This window comes from Archangium violaceum, from assembly GCF_016859125.1.
GTDB lineage: Bacteria > Myxococcota > Myxococcia > Myxococcales > Myxococcaceae > Archangium > Archangium violaceum_A.
This window is the reverse complement of sequence record NZ_CP069338.1, coordinates 8,201,182-8,227,565: the sequence shown is the minus strand read 5'-3', so window position 1 is coordinate 8,227,565 and position 26,384 is coordinate 8,201,182. Positions and strand designations below refer to the sequence as shown.

At 68.2% G+C, this 26,384-nt stretch carries 24 protein-coding genes and 1 pseudogene; 11 read left to right on the top strand and 14 right to left on the bottom strand.

The features are described from left to right. Positions 1-89: 89 nt before the first annotated feature. From JQX13_RS35235 to JQX13_RS35225, 3 genes are read right to left on the bottom strand one after another with little or no spacing between them, the layout of a single operon-like run. The gene (locus JQX13_RS35235) at positions 90-734 is read right to left on the bottom strand and encodes a MaoC family dehydratase (protein ID WP_203403838.1); all 645 of its coding nucleotides are present in this window, start codon (positions 732-734) and stop codon (positions 90-92) included. Continuing rightward, positions 734-1,183 (bottom strand): MaoC family dehydratase N-terminal domain-containing protein, encoded by a 450-nt coding sequence (locus JQX13_RS35230; RefSeq protein WP_203403837.1) that lies wholly within the window; start codon positions 1,181-1,183, stop codon positions 734-736. The genes JQX13_RS35235 and JQX13_RS35230 overlap by 1 nt, the downstream gene beginning before the upstream one ends. Positions 1,184-1,195: 12 nt before the next feature. Next, on the bottom strand, positions 1,196-2,197 hold the full coding sequence (locus tag JQX13_RS35225) for an NAD(P)H-dependent amine dehydrogenase family protein (RefSeq protein ID WP_203403836.1): 1,002 nt from the start codon (positions 2,195-2,197) through the stop codon (positions 1,196-1,198). Between the two features lie 259 nt (positions 2,198-2,456). Here JQX13_RS35225 and JQX13_RS35220 point away from each other — a divergent pair, with 259 nt between their 5' ends. After that, complete coding sequence (locus tag JQX13_RS35220; protein ID WP_203403835.1) at positions 2,457-3,563, top strand: HD domain-containing phosphohydrolase; 1,107 nt, start codon at positions 2,457-2,459, stop codon at positions 3,561-3,563. A 30-nt stretch (positions 3,564-3,593) separates the two neighbouring features. Here the strand turns inward: JQX13_RS35220 and JQX13_RS35215 are convergent. Next, positions 3,594-3,707: pseudogene (locus JQX13_RS35215) on the bottom strand (peptidylprolyl isomerase); the annotation flags it as partial. A gap of 160 nt (positions 3,708-3,867) precedes the next feature. On the opposite strand from JQX13_RS35215, the gene JQX13_RS35210 reads away from it, so the two are divergent. The 6 genes from JQX13_RS35210 to JQX13_RS35185 all read left to right on the top strand — a co-directional run bounded on the left by JQX13_RS35210 (position 3,868) and on the right by JQX13_RS35185 (position 11,380). Beyond that, positions 3,868-4,941, top strand: coding sequence for a hypothetical protein (locus tag JQX13_RS35210; protein WP_239014043.1), 1,074 nt, complete (start codon positions 3,868-3,870; stop codon positions 4,939-4,941). Further along, positions 4,938-5,912 (top strand): AAA family ATPase, encoded by a 975-nt coding sequence (locus JQX13_RS35205; protein WP_203403834.1) that lies wholly within the window; start codon positions 4,938-4,940, stop codon positions 5,910-5,912. The genes JQX13_RS35210 and JQX13_RS35205 overlap by 4 nt, the downstream gene beginning before the upstream one ends. Further along, positions 5,909-7,234 (top strand): DUF58 domain-containing protein, encoded by a 1,326-nt coding sequence (locus JQX13_RS35200; protein WP_203403833.1) that lies wholly within the window; start codon positions 5,909-5,911, stop codon positions 7,232-7,234. The genes JQX13_RS35205 and JQX13_RS35200 overlap by 4 nt, the downstream gene beginning before the upstream one ends. Before the next feature lie 43 nt (positions 7,235-7,277). Next, positions 7,278-7,814, top strand: coding sequence for an HNH endonuclease (locus tag JQX13_RS35195; protein ID WP_203403832.1), 537 nt, complete (start codon positions 7,278-7,280; stop codon positions 7,812-7,814). After that, a complete protein-coding gene (locus JQX13_RS35190) occupies positions 7,775-8,281 on the top strand; it encodes a DUF4265 domain-containing protein (RefSeq protein ID WP_203403831.1) in 507 nt (168 codons plus the stop codon). The genes JQX13_RS35195 and JQX13_RS35190 overlap by 40 nt, the downstream gene beginning before the upstream one ends. Before the next feature lie 324 nt (positions 8,282-8,605). Further along, a complete protein-coding gene (locus JQX13_RS35185) occupies positions 8,606-11,380 on the top strand; it encodes an SNF2-related protein (protein ID WP_203403830.1) in 2,775 nt (924 codons plus the stop codon). On the opposite strand, the gene JQX13_RS35180 is transcribed toward JQX13_RS35185, so the two are convergent. The 5 genes from JQX13_RS35180 to aspS form a co-directional block, all read right to left on the bottom strand. Further along, the gene (locus JQX13_RS35180) at positions 11,381-11,692 is read right to left on the bottom strand and encodes a Smr/MutS family protein (RefSeq protein ID WP_203403829.1); all 312 of its coding nucleotides are present in this window, start codon (positions 11,690-11,692) and stop codon (positions 11,381-11,383) included. It abuts the gene before it with no gap. Next, positions 11,679-11,930, bottom strand: a complete 252-nt coding sequence (locus tag JQX13_RS35175) for a hypothetical protein (protein WP_203403828.1) — start codon at positions 11,928-11,930, stop codon at positions 11,679-11,681. The genes JQX13_RS35180 and JQX13_RS35175 overlap by 14 nt, the downstream gene beginning before the upstream one ends. An 85-nt stretch (positions 11,931-12,015) precedes the next feature. Beyond that, complete coding sequence (locus JQX13_RS35170) at positions 12,016-13,071, bottom strand: DUF72 domain-containing protein (protein ID WP_203403827.1); 1,056 nt, start codon at positions 13,069-13,071, stop codon at positions 12,016-12,018. A gap of 113 nt (positions 13,072-13,184) precedes the next feature. Further along, positions 13,185-14,102 (bottom strand): diacylglycerol/lipid kinase family protein, encoded by a 918-nt coding sequence (locus JQX13_RS35165; protein WP_203403826.1) that lies wholly within the window; start codon positions 14,100-14,102, stop codon positions 13,185-13,187. Positions 14,103-14,126: 24 nt separating this feature from the next. Beyond that, the gene (gene aspS, locus JQX13_RS35160) at positions 14,127-15,947 is read right to left on the bottom strand and encodes an aspartate--tRNA ligase (protein ID WP_203403825.1); all 1,821 of its coding nucleotides are present in this window, start codon (positions 15,945-15,947) and stop codon (positions 14,127-14,129) included. A gap of 161 nt (positions 15,948-16,108) precedes the next feature. Between aspS and JQX13_RS35155 the strand changes: the two genes are divergently transcribed. Together JQX13_RS35155 and JQX13_RS35150 are read left to right on the top strand one after the other, a co-directional pair. Then, positions 16,109-17,398 carry a hypothetical protein gene (locus JQX13_RS35155; RefSeq protein WP_203403824.1) on the top strand — a complete coding sequence of 430 codons (1,290 nt, stop codon included), beginning with the start codon at positions 16,109-16,111 and terminating at the stop codon, positions 17,396-17,398. A gap of 11 nt (positions 17,399-17,409) precedes the next feature. Then, the gene (locus JQX13_RS35150) at positions 17,410-18,246 is read left to right on the top strand and encodes a hypothetical protein (protein ID WP_239014042.1); all 837 of its coding nucleotides are present in this window, start codon (positions 17,410-17,412) and stop codon (positions 18,244-18,246) included. 120 nt (positions 18,247-18,366) lie between these two features. Here the strand turns inward: JQX13_RS35150 and JQX13_RS35145 are convergent, their stop codons facing one another. Then, positions 18,367-19,692, bottom strand: a complete 1,326-nt coding sequence (locus tag JQX13_RS35145; protein WP_203403822.1) for an MFS transporter — start codon at positions 19,690-19,692, stop codon at positions 18,367-18,369. A gap of 251 nt (positions 19,693-19,943) precedes the next feature. Between JQX13_RS35145 and JQX13_RS35140 the strand changes: the two genes are divergently transcribed. Further along, positions 19,944-20,165, top strand: coding sequence for a YHS domain-containing protein (locus tag JQX13_RS35140; protein WP_203403821.1), 222 nt, complete (start codon positions 19,944-19,946; stop codon positions 20,163-20,165). A gap of 6 nt (positions 20,166-20,171) precedes the next feature. Here JQX13_RS35140 and recJ read toward each other — a convergent pair whose 3' ends face one another. Next, positions 20,172-21,884, bottom strand: a complete 1,713-nt coding sequence (recJ, locus tag JQX13_RS35135) for a single-stranded-DNA-specific exonuclease RecJ (protein WP_203403820.1) — start codon at positions 21,882-21,884, stop codon at positions 20,172-20,174. Between the two features lie 219 nt (positions 21,885-22,103). On the opposite strand from recJ, the gene JQX13_RS35130 reads away from it, so the two are divergent. After that, positions 22,104-22,703: a hypothetical protein gene (locus JQX13_RS35130; protein WP_203403819.1), complete on the top strand. Its 600-nt coding sequence runs from the start codon at positions 22,104-22,106 to the stop codon at positions 22,701-22,703. Positions 22,704-22,841: 138 nt separating this feature from the next. Here JQX13_RS35130 and secF read toward each other — a convergent pair whose 3' ends face one another. Genes secF through yajC form a run of 3 tightly spaced genes read right to left on the bottom strand, consistent with a single transcriptional unit; the run spans position 22,842 to position 26,163 of the window. Then, positions 22,842-24,014: a protein translocase subunit SecF gene (gene secF, locus JQX13_RS35125; RefSeq protein WP_203403818.1), complete on the bottom strand. Its 1,173-nt coding sequence runs from the start codon at positions 24,012-24,014 to the stop codon at positions 22,842-22,844. A gap of 23 nt (positions 24,015-24,037) precedes the next feature. Continuing rightward, the gene (gene secD, locus JQX13_RS35120) at positions 24,038-25,807 is read right to left on the bottom strand and encodes a protein translocase subunit SecD (RefSeq protein ID WP_203403817.1); all 1,770 of its coding nucleotides are present in this window, start codon (positions 25,805-25,807) and stop codon (positions 24,038-24,040) included. Next, positions 25,807-26,163 (bottom strand): preprotein translocase subunit YajC, encoded by a 357-nt coding sequence (yajC, locus tag JQX13_RS35115; protein WP_203403816.1) that lies wholly within the window; start codon positions 26,161-26,163, stop codon positions 25,807-25,809. Before yajC ends, secD begins: the two co-directional genes overlap by 1 nt. Positions 26,164-26,384: the final 221 nt, after the last annotated feature.

Below are 26,384 nucleotides of genomic sequence, written 5' to 3'. Positions count from 1 at the left end.
TGATTCTGGAGTCAATCCCGAATGACGCCTCGCGTTGGGACGGCGAACGAGTGCTCGCCGCCGAACGGGGAAATCAGGGAGAGGAGGACCTACTTCTTGGCCTTCTTCATGGCGGCCCCGGGGGCCGTGGCCGTCTTGGCGGCAGGCTTGGAGCCGGTCGTCTTCTTGCCCGACATGCTGGCGGTCCTGCTCTCGTCGTCCTCGACACCCTCGGAGGACTGAGGGGCGGACTGCAGGAGGCTCTCGCGCGGCACATCCACGACGATGGGGGACTGGCCAGCGCGCTGCCGGTTCTCGTCCTCCAGTGAGTAGAAGAGCTGGATGGTGGAGTTGCCCTTCATCACCAGCTCACCGCGCTGGTTCTCCGCCCACAGCTCCACGTCGACGAAGTAACGGCCGCCCTCGCCGTGCCGGTCGCTCACGCGGCCCTTGCAGACGACGGTGTCGCCGGGCCACACCATCTTGATGAAGCGCACGTGGTAGCGCCGCAGCTGGCCGCCCCGGGCCCAGTCACTGATGAGCTGGCCCAGCATGCCCATGACGAGCATGCCCGGGGCATACACGGAGGGCATGCCCACGCTCTTGGCGTAGACCTCGTCCACGTGGACGGGGTTGAAGTCACCGGAGGCGCCGGCGTAGCGGGCCAGCTGCACCCGGTCGATGGGGGCCTTGGCCAGCGCGGGCAGTTCATCTCCGACGCGGAGGCCTTCGAAATAGAGCTTGCGCGCGGGCATCACGGATTCTCCTTGGCGGCGCGGACGATGAGCGTGCGGCGGGCGCGGAACACGAGGTTCCCCTCCTCGTCGCGGCCCTCGTCCTCGATGACGGCAACATCCATCTTCCCGGCCGGGCCGGTGCGCTCGAGCACGTCCGCCACGCGCGTGGCGACGAAGATGCGGTCCCCGGCGAAGATGGGCCGCTCGTACTCGAAGGACTGCTCGGCGTGCAGCAGGCTCTTGATGCCCACGCCCAGCAGCTCGCGCAGATCCGCGGCCGAGCTGAAGGACGCGGGGAAGGTCGGCGGAGCCACCACCGTGGGGTAACCCGAGGCCCGCGCGTACTCCTCGTCGTAATAGATGGGGTTGTAGTCGCCGAGGGACTCGGCGAAGCGCCGGATGGCGCCCTTCTCCACCTCGTTCAAGAATGGCGGTGAGGCCCGTCCGATGGCGTTCTTGTCCAACATGTCCCTCTCCCTTTATCGACCGGCCGGAAGCTCGAGCACGGTCAAGAGTCCGGCCTCGGCGGCCGTTACGCGCGGGGCGGCGTTCACCAGCGTGTTGGCGGTAGCCCGGTCACCGGGAACGCCTCCCCGAATCTCCAGTTCCAGCTTGGAATCCGCCTCAATCTCGATGCGATCTCCTGGATTGTCAGCCCCCACCGCGATGGTGAGCTCCAACCGCACCCGCTCCTGACCCTCCTCCAGACCCACCGCGGATTGGAAGATGCCCGCCACCCGCCCCTTCTTCACGGGGAAGGCGCCGCCGGTGATGTCCTCCTCGGCGAAGACGGGGACGATCTCCTCCTCGAAGTCGTCGCAGTCCAGGCCGAGCCCCAGCGCGCACAGGGCCGCGCTCTCCACCAGCCCCACGTGGCCCATCTGCTCCTTGTCCACCAGGGCGAAGAACTCGTCCTCGGACAGGCCCGCGCCCACCTTGCGCTGCAGCGCTTCACGGCGCGTGCGGGCGTCCACCACGCGCGTCACCGTGGCGTGGCGCACCGGGCCGCACGCCTGGCCCAGCGTGGCCACCAGGCGATCCATCACGAAGCCCGGATTGACGCCGGTGCCGAGCACCGCCACCCCGGCCTTCTGCGCCGCGCGCTCCAGCTTGTCGGCCAGCTCGGGATACTTGAGGAAGGGGAAGGCCAGCTCTTCACAGGTGGAGACCACCGGCATGCCGAGGTTCACCGCCTCGAGCAGTTGATCCATCACCTGCTCGAGCCGCGAGCCCGTGGCATGCAGCAGCACGACGCCCTTGCGCCGTCCCACCGCGGCCTCCAGTGAGCCGGCCACCTTCCCCTTCAACGCGGGCACCCCGAGCACCTCACCCAGGGGGCGACCGACCAATTGAGGGTTGGCGTCCATCGCGCCGATCAGCTCCACCTCGGGTGAGAGCTGGGCCACTCTGGCGATCTCCTGCCCGATGACTCCCAACCCCATGACCACCACCGGGACCGGCCCTGCGGAGGCTCTAGGCATCGGAGAACTCTCCAAAAATCAAGGAGTTACACCACATGCTGCAATGTGGCGCACCATAGACCACCCCCAGCCGGACAGGCAAGCGGCTCGTGAGACAGGTCCTCCCCCCTTTCCCGGAAAAGAGAGAGGTTTCGAGGGGTTGTAAAGCGAGCAAGAGCGCGAGCCCCCCTCCAGAGTGGGTGTGACCTTTGGGCGGAAACCCGTGTATAACGGCCCGGTTCTTCAACGTCCGTCCCTTAGGGGTTGGGAGGCAGTATTCATGGACCGCATCCTCGTGGTGGATGACGATCCTCTCATTCTTGCCGCGCTGTCGCGGATCCTCCAGTCGGAGGGTTACGAGGTCGTCACCCACACGGATCCCGCCCAGGCCGCCAAGGAAGAGGGCTTCCAGGTGGTGCTGACGGACTTCATGATGCCGTTGCTCAACGGCGTGGAGCTGCTGCGCACGTTGCGTGAGAAGAATCCACGCGCGGTGCGCCTGATGCTCACGGCGGCGGCGGATTTCCGCACGGCATCCGAGGCGGTCAACCGGGGTGAGGTGTTCCGACTGTTGGGCAAGCCGTGGTCGCTCAGCGAGCTGACCAGCGCGGTGCGCCAGGCCTTCGAGCACTTCCGGCTGGTCGAGGCGAATGAGAGGCTCACGCGAGAGGTCGCCGAAAAGAACGCGGAGCTGACGACGATCAACCGCGATCTCGAGCGCATGGTGGTGGAGCGCACCAACGGCCTGTTGGATGGCCTCATCAGCGCGCTCGACTACCGCGATACCGAGACGCAGTGGCACTCGCGCCGGGTATCGCTCTACTCGCGCCGTATCGGCGAGGAGATCGGCCTGACGCCCACGCAGCTCGAGGTGGTGGAGCAGGGAGCCCTGCTGCATGACATCGGGAAGATCGGCGTGAGCGACACCATCCTGCTCAAGCCCGGGCCGCTCTCGCCCGAGGAATGGGTGGAGATGCGCAAGCATCCCGAGTACGGCTACAAGATCCTCGCGAAGATGCCCTACCTGCACGAGGCCTCGCTCATCGTGCTGCATCACCAGGAGCGGTGGGACGGCAAGGGCTATCCGCAGGGCCTCAAGGGCAAGGACATCGTCATCGGGGCGCGCATCTTCGCCATCGCGGACACGGTGGACGCCATCACCTCGGACCGCCCGTACCGCAAGGGCCGGCCGATGTCCGTGGCGCGCGATGAGATCAAACGCTGCTCGGGCACGCAGTTCGACCCCGAGCTGGCCGAGGCCTTCCTGCGCATTCCGGACGCGGAGTGGCAGCGCATCCGCAAGAAGGTCGAGGACATGGAGAACGCGGAGAACGCGCTCTGGGCCGGCTTCACGCCGGGCAAGGTGCCCAACCGCGTCGCGAGCTGAGCGCGTCCGCGCTCGCCTCCTCCTCCTCCCTCAGGGCGACACCTCCACGTCCAGGACGGTGTCGCCCTCCAGCAGGCGATCCACCACCTCCATGCCGTGCGTCACCTCGCCGAAGGCCGTGTAGCGGCCATCCAGGTGCGGCTGCGGCGAGCGGGTGAAGAAGAACTGGCTGCCAGCTTGCCCAGGGACTCGAGCAGGGTGCGCCGCACGCGCTCGTCCTTCTCCGAGGCCTCGGCGGCGAGCAGCGCCTCCGTCAGCCTAGGCCAATTCTCCGCGAAAATCCAGGGGTTAGCCTGTAAGCCGTTTGACTTGGACCATCCGGCACCGGAAGATGCGCGGCGCTTTCCAGACTCAAGGAGCGCCGGTCCTGAACTGCCCTGGCTGTGGCACCAAGGTCGCGGATGGCACCTCCATCTGCCCTTCGTGCGATTACATCATCGACGCCTCGTTCATCTCGACGGATGCCCCCCAGGGCTCGGACGATGATGGCTCCGAGGCCAGCCCGCCCCCGCCGCGCAGACAGTCCGCTCCCTCGTCCCGCCCGGTGCGTACCGCCTCGGGTGCGCGCGGAGGCACCACTGGCTCCCGTCCCGCCGTGCGTCCCGCGGGCACCGGCTCGCGGCCCCGGGTCCCCGCTACCTCGAGTAGCCGCGCGCCCGCTCCAGCGCCCGCCGACGAAGACGCCACCAACATCAAGTCCATGGACGAGATCGTCCGCAACGCGCCCCAGCGCCCCACGGGTGGACGCGCCGCCACCGGCTCCCGTCCCGCCGCGCGCACCGCGGGCACCGGCACTCCCCGCGCGGCGGCCCCCACGCCCCGGCGCGCTCCGGAGACCGAGCTCGACCCGTCCGACATCAACTACGTCCCCACGCGCGATCCCTACTCCAACTCCGGCACCGGGCAGATCGTCGCGCCCGAGCAGGTCATCGAGGACTTCCGAGACTTCGTGGGCGTGTTGGGCCGCTCCGACAAGATCGCCTTCGCGGGTGGCGTCACCCTCATCATCTCGGCCTTCCTGCCCTGGAAGGAGACAGCCGCGGAGGGAGAAATCCTCGGCCTGATGAGCCTGGGGCTCATCGCCGTCCTGGCCGCCATCGGCATCCTCGGTGCCATCGCCGTGCGTGTGCGCCGGCTGATGCCCCACCTCAACGTGCTCGTCCCCTGGCTGGCGCAGCTCGGCCTGTCCGCCTTCAGCATCCTCTGGTGCATCATCTTCATGAAGGTCTCGTACGACGCCACCGAGGTGCCCTCGCCCATGGGCAACGCGACCATCATGAACTCCTCGCCCAGCTTCGGTGTCTTCCTCGGCCTGCTCGGCGCGCTGACGAGCCTGGGAGGCACGCTGCTCGGACTGAAGGAGAAGCCCGCGTCATGACGACCTCATCCTCTCCGGCGACCGCGCTCGCCTCGTCCCAGGGGGGCCCGGCCCTGCAGCGGCTCCTCGACGCGCTGAAGAACACGGTGCTCGGCCAGCCGCACGTGGTGGCGGACCTCGTCACCGCCTTCCTCGCGCGTGGACACGTGCTGCTGGAGGGTGTCCCCGGCGTGGCCAAGACGCTCACCGCGCGCAGCATGGCCGCCGCGCTCGGGCTCGAGTTCACCCGCGTCCAGTTCACCCCGGACCTGATGCCGAGCGACATCCTCGGCACCAACGTCTTCCGGCCCCAGGAGAACGCCTTCCACCTGGTGAAGGGCCCCGTCTTCACCGAGGTGCTGGTGGCGGATGAAATCAACCGCACTCCGCCCAAGACGCAGGCCGCGCTGCTGGAGGCCATGGAGGAGCGGCAGGTCACCATCGACGGCACCACGCACGTGCTGCCGCCGCACTTCTTCGTGGTGGCCACGCAGAACCCGCTGGAGCTGGAGGGCACCTACCCGCTGCCCGAGGCGCAGCTCGACCGATTCCTCATGAGGGTGCGCGTGGGCTACCCGCCCCCCGAGGCCGAGCTGGACATGGTGCGAGCCTTCCACCAGCGCCAGGGCCGGGCCGCCCAGGTGGAGCGGGTGTTGGACGCCGCGACCCTCACGCAGTTGCAGGCCCAGGCGGCGAGCGTGGCCTGCGACGAGTCCGTCCTCGCCTACACGGTGCGCCTCATCCGCGAGACGCGCGCCAACCCGCGCGTGCGCCTGGGTGCCTCACCGCGCTCGGCCCAGGCCCTGCTGGCGGCGGCAAAGGCGCGCGCGGCCCTCAACGGGAGCGACTTCGTCACCCCGGACGACGTGAAGGCTGTCTGCCCCAGCGTCCTCAACCACCGCCTGTTGCTCAAGGCCGAGGCGGAGGTGGAGGGCCTCACCGCGGACGACGTGCTCCGCCAGACGTTGGAGCGCGTCCAGGTTCCCCGGTGAGCCTCGGCCGACCCGTTCCCACGGGGCTCGCCGTGGCGCTCGTCGCGGCGGCCCTGGTGCCCGCGGCGCTCGCCGTGGCCGGAGCCGTCTTCCTGTGGCTCGCCATCGCCCTGGACGTGGCGGTGCTGTTGCTGTGCGTCTGGGACTTCCTCGCCGCCCCGCGTGCCGCGGACGTGGAGGTGCGGCGCACGGTGGAGCCCGTCCTCTCCTCGGGCGTCTCCAACCCGGTCCGCCTGGAGTTGAGCCTGTCCGGCCAGCGGCCCGTGCGCGGACAGGTGCGCGACGGGGTCCCTCCGGGCGTGGACGTGCGCGGGCACCAGCAGCCCTTCTCCCTCTCGCCGGACGCGCCCCGAGCCATCGTCTCGTACACCCTCACCCCGCCCGCGCGTGGAGACCTGCGCCTCGGGGACGTGCACCTGCGCCTGACAGGCCCGCTGGGACTGTGCGCGCGCCAGGTGCGGGTGCCCGCGGGCCAGGACGTGAAGGTGTACCCGGACCTCACGGCCCTCACGCGGGAGGCGCTGGAGCTCGCCGTCGCCTCGGACGCGCCCTCCGAGCGCACCCTGCGCCGCTCCGCCGAGGGCCGCGAGTTCGAATCCCTGCGCGAGTACCGCACCGGAGATGACTACCGCACGGTGGACTGGAAGGCCTCGGCGCGCCGGGGCCGCACCATGGTGCGCGTGTACCAGCCCGAGCGGAACCAACCGGTGCTGCTGCTGCTCGACTGCGGGCGCCACATGGCGGGCCGGGTGGACGGCCGCCGCAAGCTGGACCACGCCATGGACGCGGCGCTGCGCCTGGCCAAGGTGAGCCTGGACGCGGGCGACATGGTGGGCGTGCTCGCCTTCGCCAGTGACGTGCGCGCCTACCTCCCGCCGCGCAAGGGCCGCGAGCACCTGCGCCTGCTCACCGAGTCCCTCTACCGCGCCGAGGCCGCCCTCGAGGAGAGCGACTATGGCCGCGCCTACGACTTCGCCTTCGCCCGCTCCTCGCGGCGCTCGCTGGTGGTGCTCTTCACGGACCTGGTGGATCCGGACGCCTCGGGCTCGCTGCTGGCGCGCACGTTGGCCCTGCGCCCCCGTCACCTGCCCGTGGTGGCCTCGCTCCTGGACGAGGATCTCCAGTCCGCCGCCACCGGCATCCCCGCCTCGGTGCAGGACGCCTACGCGCGACAGGCCGCCGCCCGGCTCGAGGAGGACTACCAGCGCACGGCGCTCACGCTTCGGGACTCGGGTGCACTCGTGGTGCGTGCTCCCGCGAAGGGCTTCGGCGCCGCCGCCGTCAACACGTATCTGCACGTGAAGGCGCGAGGGATGCTGTAGCTGCTATCGGCCTTTACGCGGCTGCGTGGAGAAAGAGAACGGAATGAACGCACGCGACATGAGGCGGGCTCACCGCGGCACGTCGGCATTCCCAGGGAACCTGCTCCAGTGGATACCCCTGCTGCTGCTGGTTGCTGGGCTCGCAGCCATACCGTCCTTCGCACAGCCATCCATGGGCGCGGGAACAGGAGTGGCTCGAACCGCGGAAGCCACTGTGCTCGAGCCTCTCGCACAACAGGTTCTGCCCGTTGACTCCGTAGCCATCGCGGCAGGCAAGAAAGGTGGACAGTCGCATCCGAAAGGCACCGCGAATGGCGAACGGGCCTACATGCGATTCACTCCCAAGGGAAAGAAGGACGTCAAGGCGGAGAACGCCCGAAAATACGATGGCGAGAAGCGCTGCGAGAACTGTGGTGTCACGACCGTTGAGGCCCAGAAGAGCCAGAAAGGAGTCACTCCACCGAGCCATGAGGCCCAGGTGGATCACGTCATTCCGAGAGCGAAGGGCGGAGACGGAGCGCCCTCGAATGGACAGGTCCTATGCAGGGAGTGCAACAACGAGAAGAGCGACAAGCTCTGACCCGGGAGCGCGGTTTCATGCCGGATGAATACGTGAGGGTCCTGTTCGAGCTCGAAAAGGAGGATGAGGATTATCCTCCCGTCGAGTACGAGCGGCTCTGGGCCAGACCCCTGGGAGAGGGCTTGTTCGAGATCGACAACATCCCCTTCTTCGTCCGGGGTATCAGTGTCGGCGATGTGGTCGCCGCACGGCAGGGCGAGGGAGAGGTGGTGTTCTCGGAACTGGTTCGGGCTTCAGGCAGCAGCACGCTGCGCATCATCGTCTTCGACGAATCCCACGTAGAAGAGGTGCGTCGCCAGCTGCAGGAGCTCGGCTGCTCGACGGAGCTGAACGTCTCGAAGATGCTGGGCGTGGACGTGCCCCCCCGGATCGATCTCCAAGCCGTGCGCAAATGGCTCATGGAGAAGCAATCATCGGGGTCCTTGGAGTTCGAGGACGCCTGCATCCGTCACGAGGGGCTTGCTTGATGAAGGCCGGACGGTTTTGAGAACCACCAGCGCACGGCGCTCACGCTTCGGGACTCGGGTGCACTCGTGGTGCGTGCTCCCGCGAAGGGCTTCGGCGCCGCCGCCGTCAACACGTATCTGCACGTGAAGGCGCGAGGGATGCTGTAGCTTTTTCCGCACTCGCGGCGACGCTCCCGACGAAAAACCGTGCCAAGCGCTCTGGAGCCGATTTTTCGGCCTTGGAGAAGACCCCCTTTACACATCCTTCACGCTCAACAAAATGGCCCCCCTTTCGTGCTACACGCCTGTGGGAGCACGTTGTCAGCTACGGATGGAGACAGGGACTTGTCGGAAGTCGCCAGGGAGTTCAGGGACCTGCGGGTGGAGGTGGATGCGGCGGCGGCGGCGGTGGCGTCGGGGACGGAGGTCCGCGGGGACGCTGAGCAGGGCCAGCCGCTGACATCGTTCCACGAGCGTCTGCTCGCCGAGGAGCTCACCATCAAGAGCTCCGACTCGCGCGAGCGGCTCGCGGGAGCACTCGCCGAGGCCAGGGTGGATCTCAACCCCCACCAACTCGAGGCCGCGTGCTTCGCGCTGGACTCGCTGTCGCGCGGCGGCTGCATGCTCGCGGACGAGGTGGGTCTGGGGAAGACCATCGAGGCGGGCATGGTCATCGCCCAGCTCGTGGCCGAGGGGAAGACGCGCATCCTCATCCTCGCCCCGGCCGTATTGCGGGCGCAGTGGAACAGCGAGCTGCGCGAGAAGTTCGACCTGGAATCGGTGATGGTGGATGGCCGCACGGTGCGCGCCACGGGCAACTGCTTCGATCAGCCCTTCCCCGTCATCTGCTCGCACCCGTTCGCCGCCAACAAGGCGCAGCTGGTGGCCGAGATTCCGTGGGACGTGGTCATCATCGACGAGGCCCACCGTCTGCGGAACGCCTACAAGGCGGGCCACAAGACGGGCCAGGCGCTCCGCTCCGCGCTCAGCGGCCGCCCCAAGCTGCTGCTCACCGCCACGCCCCTGCAGAACGATCTGATGGAGCTGTTCGGGCTGGTGACGCTCCTGGACGAGCAGATCCTCGGCCCCGAGCACGCCTTCCGCAGCCGCTACCGGCTGGAGGCGGAGACGGGCGGGCTGCAGACGGACGCCGTCAACGAGCTCAAGGAGCGGCTGGCCCCCGTGGTGCAACGCACGCTGCGCCGGCAGGTGCGCGAGTACGTCCGCTACACCAACCGCCGCTCCATCGTGGAGGACTTCGCGCCCTCGCCCGAGGAGCAGGATCTCTACGAGAAGGTGAGCGAGTACCTGCGGCGCTCCGAGGTCGCGGCCATCGAGCCGGGCAAGAAGACGCTGCTCACGCTCTGCTACCGCAAGCTGCTGGCCTCCTCCACGTACGCCATCGCCCCCACCCTGCGGCGGCTGGCGGACAACCTCGCCAAACGTCTGGAGGCGGCGAAGCTGGGCCAGCGCGCCCTGGCCCTCTTCGAGCCCGAGGAGGCCAGGCAGTACGTCGAGGAGGGCGAGGAGTGGGCCGATGATCCCGCCAAGCCCGTCAGCATCCGCACGCTCGAGAACGAGATGTGGGAGCTGAAGCAGTACGCGGACCTCGCGGACTCCATCAAGGTGAACGCCAAGGGCGAGGCCCTCAAGCGCGCGCTGGAGCGCACCTTCAAGGTGATGAAGGCCCAGGGCTGGCCGGAGAAGGCGCTCATCTTCACCGAGTCCAAGCGCACCCAGCAGTACCTCTTCAACCTGCTGTCGGCCAACGGCTACGCGGGGAAGATCTCCCTGCTCTCCGGCGATGGCGGAGGCGGTCCGGAGGAGCGCCGCGCGCTGGTGACGGAGTTCCGCGAGAAGACGCAGATCCTCATCTGCACCGAGGCGGGCGCCGAGGGGCTCAACCTCCAGTTCTGCAACCTGGTGGTGAACTACGATCTGCCGTGGAACCCGCAGCGGGTGGAGCAGCGCATCGGCCGCTGCCACCGCTACGGCCAGCAGCGGGACGTGCTCGTCATCAACTTCCTCAACCGGCAGAACGCCGCGGACGCGCGGCTATACGAGCTGCTGGAGAAGAAGCTCAGCCTCTTCGACGGCGTGTTCGGCGCGTCGGATGAAATCCTCGGCGCGCTGGAGAGCGGCGTGGACTTCGAGCGGCGCATCCTGGACATCTACCAGTCCTGCCGCCACCCGGATGACATCAACGCGGCGTTCGACAAGCTGCGCTCGGACATGGAGGGCCGCATCAGCGCGCGCATGACGGAAGCGCGCTCGGTGCTGATGGAGCGCTTCGACGGCGATGTGCGGCGGCGGCTTCGCATCGCCGGGGCGGTGGCGAAGGAGGCGCTGGAGAAGCGCCAGCAGGGTGCGCGCGCGCTGACGGGCTCGGTGCTGGGCAACAGCAGCGCCTCGGGCCGGCTCCAGGTGGCCAAGGCGGCCTATGCCGTCCGGGACAGGACGCACGACGCCATCAACTACCTGCAGCTCAACGCGGCGGGATTGCCGGCGCGGCTGGCCCGGCTGGCGGGCAGCGAGGGCTGGTGGTTCGTCTACAAGTTCGAGACGACGGGCCTGAAGGCCGAAGAGAAGATGGTGCACCTGGTGCTGGTGCTGGAGCGCGACGGCAAGGGCTTCCGGGCGCTGCCGCTGGCGGACGGCGAGCACTTCGTGAAGCTGGCGGCGAAGGAGGAGCGGCGCCGGCAGCCGCCTCCGGTGTCCGTGTCGCTGATGCAGGAGCAGGCGCTGATGGCGGCCAAGGAGGAGATCCTCCGGGCGGCGGAGCGGCGCAACGCGCTGGAGATGGATCTGGCGCGGGAGCGGGCGGACCGGTACGCGGAGGACTGCCTCCTGGAGTCGCGCGAGCAGGTGGAGCGGGCACGCGAGGCCTGGCAGGAGGCGCGCAAGGTGGTGTGCGCGCAGGAAGACCCCGCCGAGCGCGTGAAGGCCCGTGGGCACGCGGAGCGCCTGGAGCGCGAGTACCGCAAGAAGCTGGCCTCGCTGCGCAACGAGGAGGAGAAGCGTTACGCGGCGAAGGACCGTCAAGTGGCGGACCTGGCCAACAAGTCGAAGGTGACGGAGAAGCGCTCGCTGATCGCCTCCGCCTACTTCTGGCTGTCCTAGTCAGTCCAGGGGCTTCAACCGGACCCAGGTGGCGCCCCACCCTCCATCGCCTTCGGAAGCGGAGCGGAACGACTCCACCTCGGGCAGTCGGGGGAGCAGCGACTGCACGGTGCGCCGCAGCGCGCCAGTGCCCTTGCCGTGGATGATGCGGATGTCGAGTACGCCCTTCTGACGGCAGGCCCAGAGGTACTCGGTGACGACGTCCTTCACGTCACGGGGGTGGAACAGGTGCAGGTCGAGGTTCCCATCCAGGGGGAGCTCGACGGGTGCTTCGGGGTCGAACGAGTCGTCGGAATCCTCAGGGCTGCCCACGACGCGCGCGCTCCGACTCCAGCCGTTTGCGCTCCGCGTCAAGCCGGTGGCGCTCCTGGGCGTCGCGAAACTCATTTTCCAAGGTGGAAATCTCGCTTCGCAGGGCGGAGAAATGTTTACGCACGTCTTCCCAGGTGTTGCCCACTTGCTGGCGTCGCGCGTCTTCCTCGACACCAGCGCCCGCCCCTCCGGCCGCTGAAACGCGTACCACGAGCGCTGCAACAAGGACCGATCTCATGATCCCCCCTCCAAGCAAACCGCGTGCTCAGCCAACGGGTGTTCATGCCGCGACACCACCCACCATAAACCCACACCTGAGGTGATCAAGAGTCCACAGTCCCAATGTTTCGCATGCGGAACATGACGCTCCGAGCCAGGAGCACGGCGGAAAGGGGTGCACTTCCCTCCGCCTTGTTGTTGAGCGTCACGAAGACGGGCCTGCCGGCGCCCAGGGCGGCGACGGAGGCGCGGGCCACGGCCTCGCGGGTGCGCACGTCCTCGTCCACCAGCTTGTCGAAGGGGAAGTAGCGCTTGCGGGCCTCCTCGTAGTCGAGGTGCGGCGGCAGCATCCAGCGCACCACGAGGGCCGGGGCCCGCAGCGCGCGCATGCGCACGGCCTGACGCTCCACGGGGGGCATGTTCTTCCAGGCGGCGAGCACGGGGCACACGCCGACCTCCGCGAGCGCCTGGGCCAGGGCCTCCGTCAACAGCGACTCGTTGCGGAGCTCGACGGCGTAGAGGGGCCCGCGGGGCAGCGCGGAGAAGAAGGCATGCAGCCGCTCCACGAAGGGCCCTACCCCACCAAGGTCTTGCGGATCCTGCGGCGGGAGCTGGAAGACGAGCGGCCCGGCCTTCTCACCCAGGCCCTCGACGAAGGGCGCCACCACGAGATCGCGCGCATACGCGGCATCCAGGAAGCGCTCGTTGAGCTGACCTCGCAGGTCGCCATAGCGCTGGTGGACGGGCCAGCGCGCGAGGGTACAGGCCTCATGTGCCTTCACGAGGAAGCGGAAGCCGGGAGGCACCTGCGCGGCGTACTCGGCGAAGGTGGCGGCGGAAACGGGGGCGTAGAAGGTCCGGTCCACGCCCACGGTGCGCAGCACGGGGTGCTGGGCATAGGCGGCGAGCCCCTCGCGGGACAGACGCGCCGGGGTGGCCTGGCGGTCGTAGACGAGCCCCTTCCCCAGCCAACCCGGGAACGTCCAGGACGAGGTGCCCAGGTAGAGCCCCGCGGGAAGCTGCTCCCCGAGCGCCCTCACCTCCTCGGGCTGCTCGGCGGGGCCCACGGGCTCCTCATGCCCGCGCCGGCGCCCTCGGGGCGGCGTGGGGCTGGGAGCCCCGGTGAAGAGATCGAGCTGGGAGGGGTCACGTTCTGACATGGCGCGCTCCGGCGTACTCTATTTCTAGAGTAAGCCGTAACGGCCAGACTTCCAAGGTCAAGTCGCGCGAAAAAGGCCGCCCGTCCCGCGAACAGCCGGGCACAGGGCGCGGGCTACACCTTGAGGCGGATGGCGCCGGGCAGGATGGAGATGCGGCACGGCAACCTGCCGGGCACCTCGCCATCCATCTCCAGGAACACTTCCTCGTCGCTCTCGGTCTCGAGGGTGCGGCACTGGAGGTAGCGCGTCTTGTTCCAGGTGATGTGGTCGCCGTTGTAGACGCCCTTGGACTTGATGATGAAGTCCTGCAGGCCGTAGTCGTGCCAGATGGTCAGGTCGAAGAGCCCGTCGTGGGTGACGGCCTTCGGGGCCACGCACATACCACTGCCGAAGTAGCGCCCGTTGGACGCGGCGACGACGGTGATGCCCAGTTCCTCGGGCTCACCACCATCCACGCGCAGGCGCACCTTCCGGTCCCTGTACTTCGCCATCGTCTTCACCGTGCCCCACAAGAAGCTCAGGTTCCCACCGAGCGCCTTGCTGCCGATGTTCACCTCGTGGGCCACCGCCGCGCTCACGCCGAAGGAGGCGATGTTGGCGAAGTAGCGCGACTCCTTCTCGCCCTGGAAGTTGACGTACTCGGCGAGCCCCACGTCGAAGGGCTCGGTCTTGTCGGTCCGCAGCCGCGCCAGGGCCGAGTCCAACTCCAGGTCCCAGCCGAAGGCACGCCGGAAGTCACCGCCCGTGCCTCGGGGAATGAGGCCCAGGGCGGCCTGGGGGTTGATGGCCTTGCCGTCGGCGAAGAAGCCGTTGACCACCTCGTTGATGGTGCCGTCGCCGCCCACCGCGGCGATGCACTCGTAACCGTCCGCGAGTGCATCGCGCGTCAGCCGCACGGCATCCAGGGGGCGCTCGGTGAATCCGAAGCCGAAGTCGCCGATCGCCCGAGTCACCTGGCCCGAGATCTCCGCCCAGCGCTTGCCCGTCTGGCCTCCAGCGCTGCGCGGATTCACCACGAGGAACGTCTTCATCAAGCCCTGTCCTGGGGGGAGCGATTACTTCTGCGGGGGCGGCGTGGTGCGCACGTGCACTTCGCGCAGCTGGCGCTCGTCCACGTCTCCCGGCGCGCCTGTCATCAGGTCCGTGCCCGTCTTCGTCTTGGGGAACGGGATGACGTCACGCAGCGACTCGGCGCCCGTGAGCAGCATCACCAGACGATCCATGCCCAGCGCGATGCCTCCGTGCGGCGGCGCGCCGAACTTCAGCGCGTCCAGCAGGAAGCCGAACTTCACCCGCGCCTCCTCGTCCGAGATGCCCAGCGCCTTGAACACCTCCGCCTGGACCTTCGGATCATGCAGGCGGATGGAGCCGCCGCCGATCTCGAAGCCGTTGAGCACCACGTCGTAGCGGTGGCACTTCACGCGGCCCGGCTCCGTCAGCAGGTACTGCACGTCCTCGTCGTGCGGCCGGGTGAAGGCGTGGTGCGCCGCCGCCCACGTCTTGGTCTCCTCGTCGTACTCGAAGAGGGGCGGGTTCACCACCCAGAGGAACTTCCACACGCCGCCGCTGCCGTACTCGGGGATGAGGCCCAGCTTCTTGGCCACGTGCACGCGCAGGTTCGCCATCACCGTGTGCACCAGCGACTCGCGGCCGAACTGGAACACGAGGAGGTCGCCCGTCTTCGCGTTGCATGCCTGGTTGATGGCCTGGCGCAGCGCGGGGGTGATCGTCTTGGACAGCGGGGACTGGGTCCACTCACCGCCCTCGCCCACCTTGGCGCGGGCCAGCCCCTTGGCGCCGTTCTGCTTGGCGAAGTCCTCGAGCTTGTCGCTCTCCGCGCGGCTCATCGGCTTGTCCGCGGGGATGACCATGGCCTTGACGATGCCGCCCTGCTCCACCGCCTCCCACATCATCGGCACGCCGCCCCCGGCGCCGTGCTGGCGGATGACGTCCGTGAGCACGACGTGCTCCAGCCCGAAGCGCAGGTCCGGCTTGTCGTTGCCGTACTTCGCCATGGACTCGTCGAAGTCCATCCGCATGAAGGGCGTGGGGATGTCGATGCCCAGCACCTCGCCCCACAGCCGCTTCAGCAGCCCCTCGACGATGGTGAAGATGTCGTCCTGGGTGACGAAGCTCATCTCCACGTCGATCTGCGTGAACTCGGGCTGCCGGTCCAGACGCAGGTCCTCGTCGCGGAAGCACTTGACGATCTGGAAGTAGCGGTCGAAGCCCGCCACCATGAAGAGCTGCTTGTAGAGCTGGGGGCTCTCGGCCAGCGCGTAGAACTTGCCCGGGTTGAGGCGGCTGGGGACGAGGAAGTTGCGCGCGCCACCCGGGGTGTACTTGCCCATGAAGGGCGTCTCCAGCTCCAGGAAGCGGTTGTCCACCATGTACGAGCGCGTGATCGCGTTCATCTTCGAGCGCGTCATCAGCGTCTGCTGCAGCGGCCGGCGGCGCAGATCCAGGAAGCGGTACGCCAGGCGCTTCTCCTCCGCCGTGTCGACGGTGTCCTCGACGAGGAACGGCGTGGGCTCGGAGCGGTTGAAGATGGTCAGATCCGAGGCCTTGATCTCGATCTCTCCCGTCTTGAGCTTGGGATTGACCTGAGCGCCGCGCGAGACGACCTTGCCCTTGATGCCGATGCAGAACTCGAGCCGCAGCTGGCCCGCCAGCTCGTGGGCCTCCTTCGCGATGTCCGGCTCGAAAACCACCTGCGTGAGACCCTCACGGTCACGCAAGTCGATGAAGACCGCGCCGCCGTGGTCTCGCCTGTTCTGCACCCAGCCGAAAAGGACGACCTCCTCACCGATGTTCGCCTTGGTGAGCTGCCCGCAGGTATGAGTACGCTTGACCTCGGTAATGAACGGGACCGCCATGACACCGCCTGCACAGAGGGAGATTGAAGGGCGGCACCATAGAGAGCGCGGAAACGACGCGTCAAGGAATCCGAGAAGGAGCCGGGCAAGCGGAAGGAGGGCTCCGGTCCACCGTTCCCCCGGCTTCTGATGGTCCCCGGACCCGTAGTAAGAAGGCCGGCATGGTCCGAAAGCTGACAGCCGCCGCGCTCGCGACGCTCGTCGTCTCGTGCGCGCCGGAAACCCAGAATCCCGTGAAGGTGCGCGCGCTCGTGCTCTCCGGCAATGGCGAGTACGTGCCCACGGAAGTGGAGCTCCAGACGGTCACGGACATCGTGGCCCTGGAAGGCCAGGTGGCGAAGATGCGGGGCGGCGCCCGCGTCGTGTTGGACTCGAACGATCCCGAGGCCAATGCCGCCAAGACCGAGGAAGCGTTCCTGCGCGCCCTGCTCAAGGAGGAGGGCCAGCCCGTCACCGCCCACTACATCACCGACGAGCAGGGCGTGCTGTGGCCGGCGGACTTCCACACGTGGAACCTCGTCACCACGTACTACAACCTCGAGCGCGCCTGGGACTACTTCAACAAGGTCGTCGACGTGAAGCAGGCCGAGCTGCCGCAGATGACGGCCTACTACTTCCCCGAGTTCATCATCGCCGACACGAGCGACAAGCCGATGCGCGACAACGCCATCTTCTTCGCTCCGACGCAGTCCTTCATGGTGCTGCCCTTCGAGACCATCACGAAGGCGCCGCTGGCCATCAACGCCTCGGTCCTCACCCACGAGTACGCGCACATGGTCTTCAACCGGCGCGTGTACAACGGCCGCTCGCTTCCGGATCCGATCACCGCCTGGTCGTTGAGCGGGGGCATCTACACCCCGGCCCTCAATGTCATCAAGTCGCTGGACGAGGGCCTGGCGGACTACCACGCCTACGTGGCCTCGTGCCGCTCGACGTTCGGCTGCAACAAGCGCGTGCTGTACACCTCCTTCGAGGACAAGTCCGAGTCGGATCGCGACCTGTCGAAGACCACGTGCATGAGCCGGGAGCTGCGCGAGCTGCTGGAGACCGCCAACTTCAACTCCGTGTTCTCCGGCCACGAGTACCAGGTGGGCACCATCCTCGCGAGCGCGCTCGTCAACGCCGAGCAGTCGGCGGCTGACCGCGAGATGCTGGCGCGCGAGGTGGCGGCGGCGTACTCGGACACGAATCCGAGCAAGCCCGGCTTCAACCAGCTGGCCCAAGCGGCGCTGACAGATCAGACGAAGTTCACGCTGGCCCGGGCCGCCAGGGCCATCATCCGGCACATCAGTGACTTCAATCTGAAACAGCGGGTGTGCAGCCAGTTCGCCACCCGCCTGCAGATTCCGGTCGAAGATCTCACCGGTGTCAGTACGGGGGACGCGACCTCGGATGACTGCCCTGCCAGCACCACCACCCTCGTTGGCGTCTGCGAGTCGATCAACCCATGAGGAACGCTGCCGTGCATTCCTGGATCCTGCCCTGCCTCCTCGGGGGCCTCACTCTCGCCGCGCCCACGTTCGCCCAGGACGATGACTCGCCCTACGCCTACCCGGACGACGAACAGCCCGAGGAGACGAGCTCCTCGCGCCGACGCCACGCCCAGGACGATGACTCGCCCTACGCCTACCCGGACGAGGAGCAGTCCGAGCAGAGGGACACGCCGCGCCGACGCCGCTCCCGCTCGGAGGACACGTCATCGGACTTCCGCCGGCTCGCCGAGGAGGAGGACGAGGAGAAGAAGTTCGAGCACCTGGCGCGCATGGATGACCCGAACACGGGCATCGCCTTCGAGGTGCTCGGCGGCGCGATGTTCCTGAGCAGCGCACGTGGGCAGCAGCTCGGGGACATCCTGCCGGCCATCGGTGGACGCTTCACCTGGGAGTACGGCCGGCTGCTGAACGTGGAGCCGCTGCGCGAGGCGCTCTGGTTCGACGTGCGCTACACGTACGCCGGGATGCGCGAGGGGACGCAGCTCATCGTGGGAGACACGCGGCTGCACTACGCCACGATCGCGCCGGCGTACGAGCTGACCTTCGGGGAGGGCTCGGACTATGGCGTCTACGCACAGGTGGGCGGAGGCATCGCGTACGAGCACACGACGCTGGAGATTGGCGGCAAGCTGACGCCGATGGACGAGATCAAGCCGCTCATCCAATACGGAGTGGGCCTGCGAGGCCGGACGAAGCTGTCGTCGGAGTCGAACGTGCGGCTGGCGTGGCGTGTGGAGCTGCTGCGCTTCCGGCGAGGCTACATGGACGACACGTTCCTGGGCGCGAGCCTGGGCACCGCGTTCTAATCAATCAATCCCCCCTCTCCCCTCGGGAGAGGGACGGGGTGAGGGTATCTCGCCCCCCGGGTTCCCCCCGTGAATGCCCCCTCTCCCCCTGGGAGAGGGCTGGGGTGAGGGTCAGCGAGCCTACGAGGCGCTCATGGCGGAGAAACGCGAGCGGCTCGCGAATCCCAGGTAGAGCGCCACGAGCAGCCCCACGCAGCACACCCCGGCCACATAGAAAGCGGGCCCCATCGGGCTCGTCTTCGTGAGCAGGGTGACGACCATGGGCGTGAGCCCGCCGAAGATGGCGTAGGCCACGTTGTACGAGAACGAGATGCCCGAGAAGCGCACGGCCGGAGGGAAGGCGTGCACCATCACCGTGGGCACCACGCCGACCACGCCGACGCAGAAGCCCGCCATCGCGTACAGCGGAACGAGGTGCCCCGGAGACTGGCCCACGCCGGTGTAGAACACGTACGTCGCCACGAGCAGCGCGGCACAGCCGAGGGTCAGCGCCCGGACGACGCCCCAGCCATCCGCGAGCAGGCCGAAGCAGATACACCCCAGGGTGAGGCTCAGCGTGGCGACGCTGTTGGCCTCCAGCGCCTGGGCCGGCGCGATGCCGTAGAGCTTCTGCAGCAGATCCTGCGTCAGGAGGATCACCACCACGATGCCGGCGGTGAGCACCCAGGTGAGCAGCATGGACACCACCACCCCGGCGACATGGCCGCGCAGCACGGCCTTGAGCGGCAGTTCCTCCACCAGGGCCCGGCGCTTGCGCATCTCCTCGAACACCGGCGTCTCGGCCAACCAGCGGCGCAGGAACACGGCGAAGAAGCCGAACACGCCTCCCACCAGGAAGGGCACGCGCCACGCGAACGCCAGCACCTCGTCCGGGGTGTAGATCTTGTTGATCGCGGTCGCCACGAGCGAGCCGAGCAGGATGCCGAACGTCAGCCCCGAGGTGAGCGTGCCGCAGGCGAAGCCGACGCGACGAGCCGGCACGTGCTCGGAGACGAAGACCCAGGCACCCGGCACCTCACCGCCCACGGCCGCGCCCTGGAGCATACGAAGCACCAGCAGCGCCAGGGGCGCTCCGTAACCCATGGTGGCGAAGGTGGGCAGCATGCCGATGAGGAGCGTCGGCACGGCCATCATGAACACGCTCAGCGCGAACATCCGCTTGCGGCCACTGCGGTCGCCGAAGTGCGCCATCACGATGCCGCCCAGGGGACGCGCCAGGTAGGCGACCGCGAACAGCCCATACGTCTGCAGCTGGCGCAGCCACTCCGCCGTGTCGGCCGGGAAGAACAGCTGGCCGATCGCCCGGGCGAAGAACACGAAGATGATGAAGTCGTAGAACTCGAGCGCGCCACCCAGCGCCGCCAGAGCGAGCGTCCTGGCGTCCTGTCCGGTGAGCGGTCGCTGTGCGTGAATCGGCTGGGTTTCTGGGATCGAAGGGGTTGGCACGGGGTGATCTCAACGTGAGCGGCGAGGTCGGGCAAGAGGAGGGATGAGGATCCCTCTTACCCACCGGGCCTCGTACCGGGGTGCAATCCGGCACCCGCGGGCAAGAAAAAGTTTTCCCCCCGCTGGCCGCCCCTTGCCTCTTTGTCGGACTCTCACCCGCCCAACCCCGCGAATCCACGAGTCACGCCGTTGGCACGCCCGCTGCTTTGAGTCGCCACGAAGGAAGGCGAGTCTGGTGGGGAGGCGGGGAAATGAAGGACGTATCGAAGCGACACCTGGATCCGGTCTGCGGCAAGCAATTGGAGGCGCCCGAGAGCCGTCCGTCCACGGAGTACAAGAAGCGTCGGTATTTCTTCTGCTCGGAGCGGTGCCGCACGGCGTTCGAGCGTCAGGCCGAGCGATTCCGCATGAACGACCTGGCCCGCGCGGGAGCGCTGCTGACGCCGGGACGGGTGCGCTGGGGCATTGCCTGAGCGGACTCAGGCCGCGACGCGCAGGTCCTTGAGCTTGAGGGACAGCCGCCGCTGCCCGCGGAAGGTGTCGAAGCCAGCCTGGAAGGCCAGGTCCACCGGACCCTCGGTGAGCGCCAGCCGGTCCGCCATGCCGAAGCCGATGGCGTCCACGGAGGGGGCGTCCACCAGGGCCAGCTTGAGGTGGCCGGCGCCTCCGGACTTGGGCGGCAGCACGCGCGGGCGAGCCACTTGATGGCGCAGCACCAGCACGGGCTCGGGGTTGCCCTGTCCGAAAGGCCCGAGCCGCTGCAGCGCCTCCACCGCGCGCTCGTCCAGCTCGTTCACGCGCACCACCGCGTCCACCTTGCAGCGGGGAATCAGATCCTCCGGCGTGAGCCGCTGCCGGGCGATGCGCTCGAAGGACTCACGCAGGGCGGGCAGGTGCTTCGCCTCCACGGTGAGGCCGGCGGCGTGCTTGTGCCCACCGAAGCGCGCGAGCAGGTCCGCGCAACCGCTGAGCGCGTCGTAGAGGTGGAAGCCCTCGATGCTGCGCGCCGAGCCCTTCCCTACCCCGTCCTTCACTCCGATCATGACGGTGGGCCGGTGGAAGCGCTCCACCACGCGCGAGGCCACGATTCCGATGACACCCGGGTGCCAGCCGTCCGCGTAGAGGACGAAGCCGCGCGCGTGCTCGGCCCGCTCCTGCGCCTGGGCGAGCGCCTCGGTGAGGATGCTGCTCTCGATGCCCTGCCGCTCGGCGTTGGCGCGATCCAGCACCTGCGCCAGCGAGCGCGCCGCGTCGAGTGACTCGGAGCACAACAGCTGAAGCCCCAGCGAGGCGTCATGCAGACGGCCCGCGGCGTTGATGCGAGGCCCCAGACGGAAGCCCACCTGCCCGGCGGTGACGGGGCTGTCCGCCTCGAGGCCGGCGACCTCCTTGAGCGCGCGCACGCCGTAGCGGCGGCCCGCGGAGAGCTCCTGCAGCCCATGGTGGACGAGGATGCGGTTGGCGCCCGTGAGGGGCACCACGTCCGCCACCGTGGCCATGGCCACCAGATCGAGCAGCGCCTTGAGGTTGGGCTCCTTGCGGGTGGCGAACCAGCCGTCCTCGCGCAGCTTCTTGCGCAGGCCCATGCAGAGGTTGAAGGCCACGCCGGCGGCGCACAGGTGCTTGGTGGGGTACTCGCAGCCGGGCTGGTGCGGGTTGAGCACCGCCACGGCCGGGGGCAGCGTGGGGGGCACCGTGTGGTGATCCACCACCACCACGTCCAGGCCCAGCTCCTTCGCCCGGGAGATCTCCGCCACGGAGGTGACGCCGCAGTCGAGTGTCACCAGGACCCGGGTCCCGTCCGAGGCGATCTTCTCCACCGCCTGGAGGTTGAGGCCGTAGCCCTCGTCCAACCGGTGGGGGATGTACGTGGCCGGCCTGGCGCCCAGCTCGCGCAGGAACAGGCACACGAGCGAGGTGGAGCACACGCCATCCACGTCGTAGTCGCCGTAGAGGGTGATGCGCTCCTTCTCGCGGATGGCGCGGAACAGCCGATCCACGGCGGCGGCCATGCCCTTCATCCGGAAGGGATCGGGGAGGTCCGCCAGCCGGTCCGACAGGAAGGCCGAGGCGGCCTCGGGGGTGCGCAGGCCCCGGTGCACGAGCACGCGCGCGGAGAGCGGATGCAGCCCCAGCTCAGCGGCCAGCGACGCTGCCTGCTCCTGGGGTACTTCCGGCATCAACCAACGCACGTTCGCCTCCCCTCCTGGGGTGCCCGCTCCGGGCACATGGGCCAACAAGAATACACCCCCAGTCTACCTCGGAAGTCTCTCCGAGGGAACCCGACCTGGGGCTCGCGCCTCCGTCCATGGAGCGGACGGGCGGACGAGCGCCTGTTGGATGCCTGCCCGGCCCCGGCGTTGCCAGGGATGCACAGCTTCGACTGCAAACCAGAGAACAAGGAGCTTGGCATGACTTCGAGGGGCATCCGGATGACGGCCCTGGCGCTCGGATTGGGGCTCGCGGGTAGCGCGATGGCACGAGGAGGGGACCCGAAGCAAGGAGATGTGAACGTCTTCCTGGGCGGCGGCATCGGTGGGTACACGGGAGACCTTGGAGGATTGTCCGCCACGGGTCCCACGTGGGGCGTCACCCTCAACCTCCAACCCTACAAGATGCTGGGCTTCGAGGTGGGCTACGACGGCTCGAAGAACGACGTGACGGACGATCGCTTCCGGTCCGCCGAGGCGCCCTCGCTCATGCGCCATGGGGCGACCAGCCTGGTGAAGCTATCGCCCCCCTTCATGGAGCGGGTGCGTCCCTTCGTGGGGGCGGGGCTGGGGGTGTCCTACGTGTACGTGCGGGGGGCGGGAAATGGCCCGTACAGCTCGGACCTGATGGAGGAGCTGCCGCTGGCGGCGGGGGTCGAGTTCAACAGCGGGGCACTGACGGCGGGCATCCGAGGGACCTACCGGGTGCTGGTGGACGACAACTTCGCGGACGCGGCGGTGCCGGGTGACGCGAGCGGCGGCATCCTGGGCACGAACCTCACGGTAGGAGGCCGATTTTAAGGGGGGGACGCCCCAGAAACACCGAAGGCCCTCGTCGCCGCGGATCCGCGGAGCACGAGGGCCTTCCGTGTATGCCCCCTCTCCCACTGGGAGAGGGCTGGGGTGAGAGTATGTACCCCTCTGTACCCCCACTGTGGCTCAGGCGACCTTGGGCTGCTCCATGCCGCCCTTCTTGGCCTCGCGAGCGGCGGCGCGCTCATCGAGCCAGATGGTGAGCGGGCTGGCGATGTACACGGACGAGTACGTGCCGACGATGATGCCCACGAGCATGGCCCAGGCGAAGTCGCGGATCTCACCGACGCCGAAGATGATGAGACCGACGAGGGAGAGGGCCGTGGTGCCCGAGGTGAGGATGGTGCGAGCCAGGGTGTCGTTGACGGCGATGTTGATGACCTCGGCCAGCGGCTTGCCCTTGTACTTGCCCATGTCCTCGCGGATGCGGTCGTAGACCACGATGGTGTCGTTGACCGAGTAACCCACGACGGTGAGCAGCGCGGCGATGGCGGTGAGGCTGAACTCGGCGCGGCTGAACAGGTAGAAGCCGGCCACCATCACGACGTCGTGGAGCATGGCGAGCAGCGCGCCGGGGCCGAACTTGAAGTCGAACCGGAACGCCACGTACACGAGGATGGCCATCATGGAGTACAGCAGGGCCATGACGCCGCGGTTGCGCAGCTGCTTGCCGACCTGCGGACCCACGTACTCGGTGCGGCGCATCTCGAAGTCCGGCTTGTCCTGCTGCACGCCCGACATCAGCGCGCTGCGGATCCGGTCCGCCATGCCGCTGGCGACGACCTGGTAGTCGAAGCCACCGGCCTGCGCCTGACCCAGCTCGCGCACCTCTTCCACGCCCGTGCCGGCCCCTTCCACCGCCGCGCGGACCTGCTCGGCGTCGAGGGGCTGCGCGGAGCGGAAGTTGATGATGCCGTTGGCCAGGTCCGAGCGGACGTTCTTCGGGTCCACCGGGCCCAGGGCCTGGAGGGCCGAGGCCGCCTTGCCGGCGCTCTCCTCGGTGAGCTGGGTCACGCCACCCAGGCGCAGCAGGAACGAGTTCTCGTCCGCCGAGCCGATGCTCTGCACGGCGACGTCGTGCAGCCCGCCGGACTCGGCGCGCTTGCGGACTTCCGCCGCGGAGATGGGGTGGTCGAACTTCACCTCCACCACCGTACCGCCGGCGAAGTCCACGCCGAGGTTGAAGCCCCACACGGCGATGCCGATCAGGATGATCAGGTTGATCGCCGTGGAGATGAAGAGCGCCGGCTTGCGCTTGCCGATGAAGTCGATGTTCGTCTTGTTCTTGAGCAGTTGCATGTCTGCTGAACCTCGAGGCCTTGCTAGACGGACACCGTCTGGGCGTTACGACCGTGGACGAAGTAGGTCATGATGACGCGCGTCACGAGGATGGACGTGAAGAGCGACGCCAGCAGGCCGATGATGAGCGTGGTGGCGAAACCGCGCACCGGACCCGTGCCCGTGAAGAAGAGGATGAAGCCGGCGATGAGCGCGGTGACGTGCGCGTCGAAGATGGTCCAGAAGGCACGATCGTAGCCCTGGTCCACCGCGGCGCGAGCCGTCTTGCCGTGGCTGAGCTCCTCGCGGATGCGCTCGTTGATGAGCACGTTGGCATCCACCGCGATACCGAGCGTCAGCACGAAGCCGGCGATGCCCGGCAGGGTGAGCGTGGCGTTGAAGAGCGCCAGGCCACCGAGGATGAGCAGGCCATTGAGCAGCAGCGCCACGTCCGCGATGAGGCCGGCGGACCTGTAGTAGAGGGCCATGAAGACGATGACGCAGAGCACGCCCACGCCCGCGGCCAGGCCGCCCTTGCGGATGAGCTCGTCGCCCAGCGAGGCGCCCACCTGGCGGATCTCACCGGTGGTCACCGGCGCCGGCAGCGCGCCCGCCTTGAGGGCCAGCGCCAGCGTCTGCGCGTCGGACAGCCACTCCTGGAGGGGACGGCCACCCGAGCGGCCCATGGTGATGCGCGCCCGGCCACCACCGATGCGCTCGTTGATGCGCGGCGCCGACTGCACGTAGTCGTCCAGGACGATGGCCATGCGGCGGCCCACCCCCTTCTCGGTGAGCTGCTCGAACTCACGCGCGCCAGCCGCGTCGAAGCTGACGTTCACCTCCGGCTCGTTGAGCTGGCTGAGCGAAGCGTCCGCGCCCGTCAGGCTCTCGCCCGTCAGCGGCACGTCCTTCTCCACCAGGTAGGTGCGGTAGCTGTCGCACACGCCCTTTTTCGTCGCGCTGGGGATGCACTCCATCAGCACCTCGCGGTCCTGGGGCGTCTTGTCCTTCAGGTACGCCAGCAGCGCCTCGCGGTTGGGGCCCTGCAGCTGGGGGAAGCCCTCGGCGGTGGTCAGCGTGATGTTGCTGCCCTCCGGCGGCGGGGACTCCTGGAAGGTCTTCCCGAAGAAGTCCGTGGTGTCGTCCACCATGCGGAACTCGAGCTGCGCCGTGGTGCCCACCAGCTCCTTGGCCTGCTCGGGATCATTGCGGCCCGGCAGGGAGATCTGGATGGCGTCGGTGCCCAGCTTGCGCACGTCCACCTCGGCCACGCCCCACTTGTCGATGCGGCGGCGGATGACGAGCATCGCCTGGTCCACCGACTCCTCGCGGAAGAGGTTCACCTGGCCCTCGTCCGGCGCCAGCACCAGCTTGTTGCCGTCACGCGACACCCGGACGAAGTCGGTGAAGGTGGCGAGCACCTCCTTCTCGATCGCGTCCATGGTGGCCGGATCCTGCGCCGTCAGCGTGAGCTGGAGCGCCTCGGCGTCCGTGTCCACGGTCACCTGGCCCAGCTGCTTGTCGTTGATGTAGCGGGCGATCTGATCCCCCCGGCGCTCGGTCCGCTTCTGCAGCGCCGTCTTGGTGTCCACCCGCATCACCATGTGGATGCCACCCTGCAGGTCCAGCCCCAGGTTGATGCGGTACTTCGCCGGGGGCGCCCACGCGGGCAGCTTCTCCTCGAGCAGGGCCAGGTTGTTGCGCTGGCTCTTGTCGAGCACGAACAGGGAATAATAGGAGGGAATGAGGCACCAGATGGTCAGCAGCGTCACGCCGATGATCAGGCCCAGCCTCCAGTACCAGCCGCGGTCCATTACTTCTCCTCCTTCTTCTCGTCGGTCTTCGCGACCGAGGCCGGCGTCTCGCCAGGAGCGGCGTACCTGCCAGCCACGGAAGTCTTGAGCACGCGGATGCGCACTCCGTTGGACACCTCGAGCGTCACCTCTCGCTCGGCCACCACATGGATGCGTCCGATGAGGCCGCCCTGGGTGATGACCTCATCACCCTTCTTCAGGCTGGAGATCAGCTCGCGGTGCGCCTTGAGTTGCTTCTGCTGCGGCCGGATCATGATGAAGTACATGATCGCGAACAGGCCGATGATGAACACGATGTTCGTCCATCCGCCGGTTCCGCCCGCTGCCTGCGCCAGGATCAGAAAGCTGTCAGCCACAAACCGCCTCTTCGCTTGGAAAGGGTTCCGCCCGAGCCGCCGTCCACCCTCGGACAACGGATTAATCGGAAAGGGGGGCCTCTTAGCAGCAGGCGCACACCCCGGGCAAGTGAACGGCGAGGCGGCCCCGGCCTTTCCGTGACGTGTCATGCCCGCCCGCCCACCTCTCCCGGAGGCCTCGTCCGCCACTCTGGAGAGGCTCCGGCGGACCCCGGGAACCG

Bases quoted from the DNA above. Each gene is read 5' to 3' on its own strand.
- JQX13_RS35220 (WP_203403835.1), top strand. From the start codon at position 2,457: ATGGACCGCATCCTCGTGGTGGATGACGATCCTCTCATTCTTGCCGCG.
- JQX13_RS35175 (WP_203403828.1), bottom strand. From the start codon at position 11,930: ATGAGATCGGTCCTTGTTGCAGCGCTCGTGGTACGCGTTTCAGCGGCC.
- JQX13_RS35155 (WP_203403824.1), top strand. From the start codon at position 16,109: ATGGTCCGAAAGCTGACAGCCGCCGCGCTCGCGACGCTCGTCGTCTCG.
- aspS (WP_203403825.1), bottom strand. From the start codon at position 15,947: ATGGCGGTCCCGTTCATTACCGAGGTCAAGCGTACTCATACCTGCGGG.
- JQX13_RS35235 (WP_203403838.1), bottom strand. From the start codon at position 734: ATGCCCGCGCGCAAGCTCTATTTCGAAGGCCTCCGCGTCGGAGATGAA.
- JQX13_RS35195 (WP_203403832.1), top strand. From the start codon at position 7,278: ATGAACGCACGCGACATGAGGCGGGCTCACCGCGGCACGTCGGCATTC.
- JQX13_RS35225 (WP_203403836.1), bottom strand. From the start codon at position 2,197: ATGCCTAGAGCCTCCGCAGGGCCGGTCCCGGTGGTGGTCATGGGGTTG.
- secD (WP_203403817.1), bottom strand. From the start codon at position 25,807: ATGGACCGCGGCTGGTACTGGAGGCTGGGCCTGATCATCGGCGTGACG.
- JQX13_RS35130 (WP_203403819.1), top strand. From the start codon at position 22,104: ATGACTTCGAGGGGCATCCGGATGACGGCCCTGGCGCTCGGATTGGGG.
- secF (WP_203403818.1), bottom strand. From the start codon at position 24,014: ATGCAACTGCTCAAGAACAAGACGAACATCGACTTCATCGGCAAGCGC.
- JQX13_RS35170 (WP_203403827.1), bottom strand. From the start codon at position 13,071: ATGTCAGAACGTGACCCCTCCCAGCTCGATCTCTTCACCGGGGCTCCC.
- JQX13_RS35205 (WP_203403834.1), top strand. From the start codon at position 4,938: ATGACGACCTCATCCTCTCCGGCGACCGCGCTCGCCTCGTCCCAGGGG.
- JQX13_RS35165 (WP_203403826.1), bottom strand. From the start codon at position 14,102: ATGAAGACGTTCCTCGTGGTGAATCCGCGCAGCGCTGGAGGCCAGACG.
- JQX13_RS35230 (WP_203403837.1), bottom strand. From the start codon at position 1,183: ATGTTGGACAAGAACGCCATCGGACGGGCCTCACCGCCATTCTTGAAC.
- JQX13_RS35190 (WP_203403831.1), top strand. From the start codon at position 7,775: ATGCAGGGAGTGCAACAACGAGAAGAGCGACAAGCTCTGACCCGGGAG.
- JQX13_RS35140 (WP_203403821.1), top strand. From the start codon at position 19,944: ATGAAGGACGTATCGAAGCGACACCTGGATCCGGTCTGCGGCAAGCAA.